We start from the raw sequence: 4,389 nt of genomic DNA on the forward strand, positions 1-4,389 counted from the left end.
CACGGCATGCCGCCCTCGCCGGTCGTCGCCGACCTGACCCAGGGCGTGAGCACCGGCGACCGCGAGCCCACCACCCCCACCCCGGTCCCGGCCGCCCGCCCGCGGCCAGACGCGCCGAAGGCGGACCGGGCGAAGGCGGACGACGGGCCGAAGCAGGACAGGCCCCCGGCCGGCGTCCTGGACATGACCAAGGTGCCGCCGAAGGAACCCCGCGACCTGCCGCCCCGCGCGGAGCAGCTCCAGCTCTCCGGCGACATCACCTACTCCCTGCCCTCGCTCGACCTGCTCACCCGCGGCGGTCCGGGCAAGTCCCGCAGCGCGGCCAACGACGTCATAGTGGACGCCCTGCGGAAGGTCTTCACCGAGTTCAAGGTGGACGCCGCCGTCACCGGCTTCACCCGCGGCCCGACGGTCACCCGTTATGTCGTGGAACTCGGCCCGGCCGTGAAGGTCGAGCGGGTGACCGCGCTGACCAAGAACATCGCGTACGCGGTCGCCAGTCCGGACGTGCGCATCATCAGCCCGATCCCCGGCAAGTCCGCGGTCGGCATCGAGATCCCCAACACCGACCGGGAGATGGTCAATCTCGGAGACGTGCTGCGGCTCGCGGAGTCCGCCGAGGACGACGACCCGATGCTGGTCGCCTTCGGCAAGGACGTCGAGGGCGGCTACGTCATGGACTCGCTGGCGAAGATGCCGCACATGCTCGTCGCCGGCGCCACCGGCTCCGGCAAGTCGTCCTGCATCAACTGCCTGATCACCTCGGTGATGATGCGGGCGACCCCGGAGGACGTCCGGATGATCCTGGTCGACCCCAAGCGCGTGGAGCTCACGGCGTACGAGGGCATCCCGCACCTGATCACGCCGATCATCACCAACCCCAAGCGGGCCGCCGAGGCGCTCCAGTGGGTCGTGCGCGAGATGGACCTGCGCTACGACGACCTCGCCGCCTACGGCTACCGGCACATCGACGACTTCAACCGCGCGGTGCGCGAGGGCAAGGCCAGACCGCCCGAGGGCAGCGAACGGGAACTGCACCCGTACCCCTATCTGCTGGTGATCGTCGACGAGCTGGCCGACCTGATGATGGTCGCCCCGCGTGACGTCGAGGACGCCATCGTGCGGATCACGCAGCTCGCGCGGGCGGCCGGTATCCACCTGGTGCTCGCCACACAGCGCCCGTCGGTCGACGTCGTCACCGGCCTGATCAAGGCGAACGTGCCCTCCCGGCTGGCGTTCGCCACCTCCTCGCTCGCCGACTCGCGGGTCATCCTGGACCAGCCCGGCGCCGAGAAGCTGATCGGCAAGGGCGACGGTCTGTTCCTGCCGATGGGGGCGAACAAGCCGACCCGTATGCAGGGCGCGTTCGTGACCGAGGAGGAGGTCGCGGCCGTCGTCCAGCACTGCAAGGACCAGATGGCGCCCGTCTTCCGCGAGGACGTCGTCGTCGGGACCAAGCAGAAGAAGGAGATCGACGAGGACATCGGCGACGACCTCGACCTGCTCTGCCAGGCCGCCGAACTGGTCGTCTCCACGCAGTTCGGGTCGACGTCCATGCTCCAGCGCAAGCTGCGCGTCGGCTTCGCCAAGGCGGGCCGGCTGATGGACCTCATGGAGTCGCGCAACATCGTCGGGCCCAGCGAGGGATCGAAGGCTCGTGACGTTCTTGTGAAGCCTGATGAGCTGGACGGCGTGCTCGCGCTGATCCGGGGGGAGTCTGAAGGGTAGGCGAGCGGGACGTGCTCGTCACCCGGGGGCCTCCGGGTGACCGATCGTGACCCACTCGTTAGGGATCATCGAGCAACTGTTTCCCGTCGGCGTACGTCAAGTTGAGCGAAACGGCAAACTGCAGTCCCGCCATCGGGATGCCGGGCCATTCCGATGGCGTACAAAGTCCGACCGCCCGGTTGCCCCACCCTCTTGTACCCCTCCTAGACTGAACCTCCAGCACAGGCGGCTACACGCTCGAAAGGCGCCCCCGTGTCCAACGGCAACTCCCCTGAAGACGAGCGTCCCTTCGAAGACGTTTCCGAGGAAGACCGCCCTTCCGTCTCCGTCGGCCGAGCGCTGCGGCAGGCGCGCATCGCCGCCGGGCTCACCGTCGACGACGTCAGTACCGCCACCCGCGTCCGGATCGCCATCGTGCACGCCATCGAGGCGGACGACTTCGCGCCCTGCGGCGGTGACGTCTACGCACGCGGGCACATCCGGACCCTGGCCAAGGCCGTGCGTCTCGATCCCGCCCCCCTGATCGCCCGGTACGAGGAGGATCACGGCGGTGGCCGTCCGGCCCCGACCCCCGCCGCCCCCCTCTTCGAGGCGGAACGCATCCGTCCGGAGCGGCGCGGCCCCAACTGGACCGCCGCCATGGTCGCCGCGATCGTCGTCGTGATCGGCTTCGTTGGGTTCACCATGGTCAAGGGCGGCGACGAGGGCGGCAAGGCGAACGTCGCCGACGGCGCCACGCCCGACACGTCCCCGTCGCCCACCCTCAAGTCGAAGAAGCCCGCGCCTGTCGAGCCGGAACCGTCGGACAGCGCCATCGCCGCCGCGCCGCAGGACAAGGTGACCGTCCAGGTCACCGCCGCCGACGCGCCCAGCTGGATCTCCGCCAAGGACCACAACGGCCGGCTGCTGTTCGACGGGCTGCTCAAGAAGGGCGATTCCGAGAGCTTCCAGGACAGCTCCAAGATCAACCTGGTCCTCGGTGACGCCGGCGCGGTCGACCTGTTCGTCAACGGCAAGAAGATCGAGGAAGACTGGCAGCCGGGCGCGGTCGAGCGCCTGACCTACACCAAGGGCGACCCGCAGGCCGGATAAAAGGCACCGAGGACGCATCGGCGACGGGGTCGGCCATGATCGGCCAACCCCGTCGACGTGGGGTGTCGGCGGGACGAAGTAGTCTTGAGCCCATGCCTGAACGCCGTACCGTCGCACTCGTCACCCTTGGCTGCGCCCGTAACGAGGTGGACTCGGAGGAGCTCGCAGGCCGTCTGGAGGCGGACGGCTGGCAGCTCGTGGAGGACGCCGGGGACGCCGACGTCGCCGTCGTCAACACCTGTGGCTTCGTCGAAGCCGCCAAGAAGGACTCCGTCGACGCCCTCCTCGAGGCCAACGACCTCAAGGGGCACGGGAGAACGCAGGCCGTCGTGGCGGTGGGCTGCATGGCGGAGCGGTACGGCAAGGAGCTCGCCGAGGCCCTTCCCGAGGCCGACGGAGTGCTCGGCTTCGACGACTACACCGACATCTCCGACCGCCTCCAGACCATTCTGAACGGCGGCATCCACGCCTCCCACACCCCGCGCGACCGGCGCAAGCTGCTGCCGATCAGCCCGGCCGAGCGGCAGGAGTCCGCCGCCTCCGTCGCACTTCCCGGACACGGGCCGGTGGACCTGCCCGACGGGCTCGCCCCGGCCTCCGGACCCCGTGCGCCCCTGCGCCGCCGGCTGGACGGCGCCCCGGTCGCCTCGGTGAAGCTCGCCTCCGGCTGTGACCGGCGCTGCTCCTTCTGCGCCATCCCGTCCTTCCGCGGCTCCTTCATCTCCCGCCGGCCCAGCGACGTGCTGAACGAGACGCGCTGGCTGGCCGAGCAGGGCGTGAAGGAGATCATGCTGGTCTCCGAGAACAACACCTCCTACGGCAAGGACCTGGGCGACATCCGCCTGCTGGAGTCCCTGCTGCCCGAACTCGCGGCGGTCGACGGCCTCGAGCGGGTGCGGGTCAGCTACCTCCAGCCGGCCGAGATGCGGTCCGGTCTGATCGACGTGCTGACCTCCACCCCGAAGGTCGCCCCCTACTTCGACCTGTCCTTCCAGCACTCCGCGCCCGACGTGCTGCGCGCGATGCGCCGCTTCGGCGACACCGACCGGTTCCTGGAGCTGCTCGACACCATCCGGAGCAAGGCGCCCCAGGCCGGCGTGCGCTCCAACTTCATCGTCGGCTTCCCTGGCGAGTCCGCGGCCGACCTCGCCGAGCTGGAGCGGTTCCTGAACCACGCACGGATGGACGCCATCGGCGTCTTCGGCTACTCCGACGAGGAGGGCACCGAGGCGGCGACGTACGACCGCAAGCTGGACGAGGAGGTCGTCGCCGAGCGGCTGGCCCGGATCTCGCGGATGGCCGAGGAGCTCGTCTCGCAGCGTGCCGAGGAGCGGGTCGGCGAGACCGTGCACGTGCTGGTGGAGTCCGTGGACGAGGAGGAGGGTGTGTACGGCCGGGCCGAGCACCAGGCTCCCGAGACGGACGGCCAGGTGCTGCTCACGAGCGGCGAGGGCCTGAGCGTCGGTCGTATGGTCGAGGCGAAGGTGGTCGGTACGGAAGGTGTCGACCTGGTGGCCGAGCCGCTGTTCCAGGGTTCGCTCGCGCGTGGTGAGGAGGCGGGCAGATGAC

At 69.9% G+C, this 4,389-nt stretch carries 3 protein-coding genes; all 3 read left to right on the plus strand.

Annotated elements, in window-relative coordinates; genetic code table 11:
- A partial coding sequence (locus B9S61_RS14470; protein WP_146064843.1) for a DNA translocase FtsK occupies positions 1 to 1,728 on the plus strand: 1,728 nt, incomplete at its 5' end.
- A 252-nt stretch (positions 1,729 to 1,980) separates the two neighbouring features.
- On the plus strand, positions 1,981 to 2,820 hold the full coding sequence (locus B9S61_RS14475; protein WP_103542624.1) for a helix-turn-helix domain-containing protein: 840 nt from the start codon (positions 1,981 to 1,983) through the stop codon (positions 2,818 to 2,820).
- A 92-nt stretch (positions 2,821 to 2,912) separates the two neighbouring features.
- Positions 2,913 to 4,388, plus strand: coding sequence for a 30S ribosomal protein S12 methylthiotransferase RimO (gene rimO, locus B9S61_RS14480; RefSeq protein ID WP_103542625.1), 1,476 nt, complete (start codon positions 2,913 to 2,915; stop codon positions 4,386 to 4,388).
- Position 4,389: the final 1 nt, after the last annotated feature.

The organism is Streptomyces sp. SM1 (assembly GCF_002910825.1).
Taxonomy (GTDB): domain Bacteria; phylum Actinomycetota; class Actinomycetes; order Streptomycetales; family Streptomycetaceae; genus Streptomyces; species Streptomyces okerensis.

What these genes read in the sequence shown, in the direction of transcription:
- rimO (WP_103542625.1), top strand. Translation starts at nt 2,913, where the DNA reads ATGCCTGAACGCCGTACCGTCGCACTCGTCACCCTTGGCTGCGCCCGT.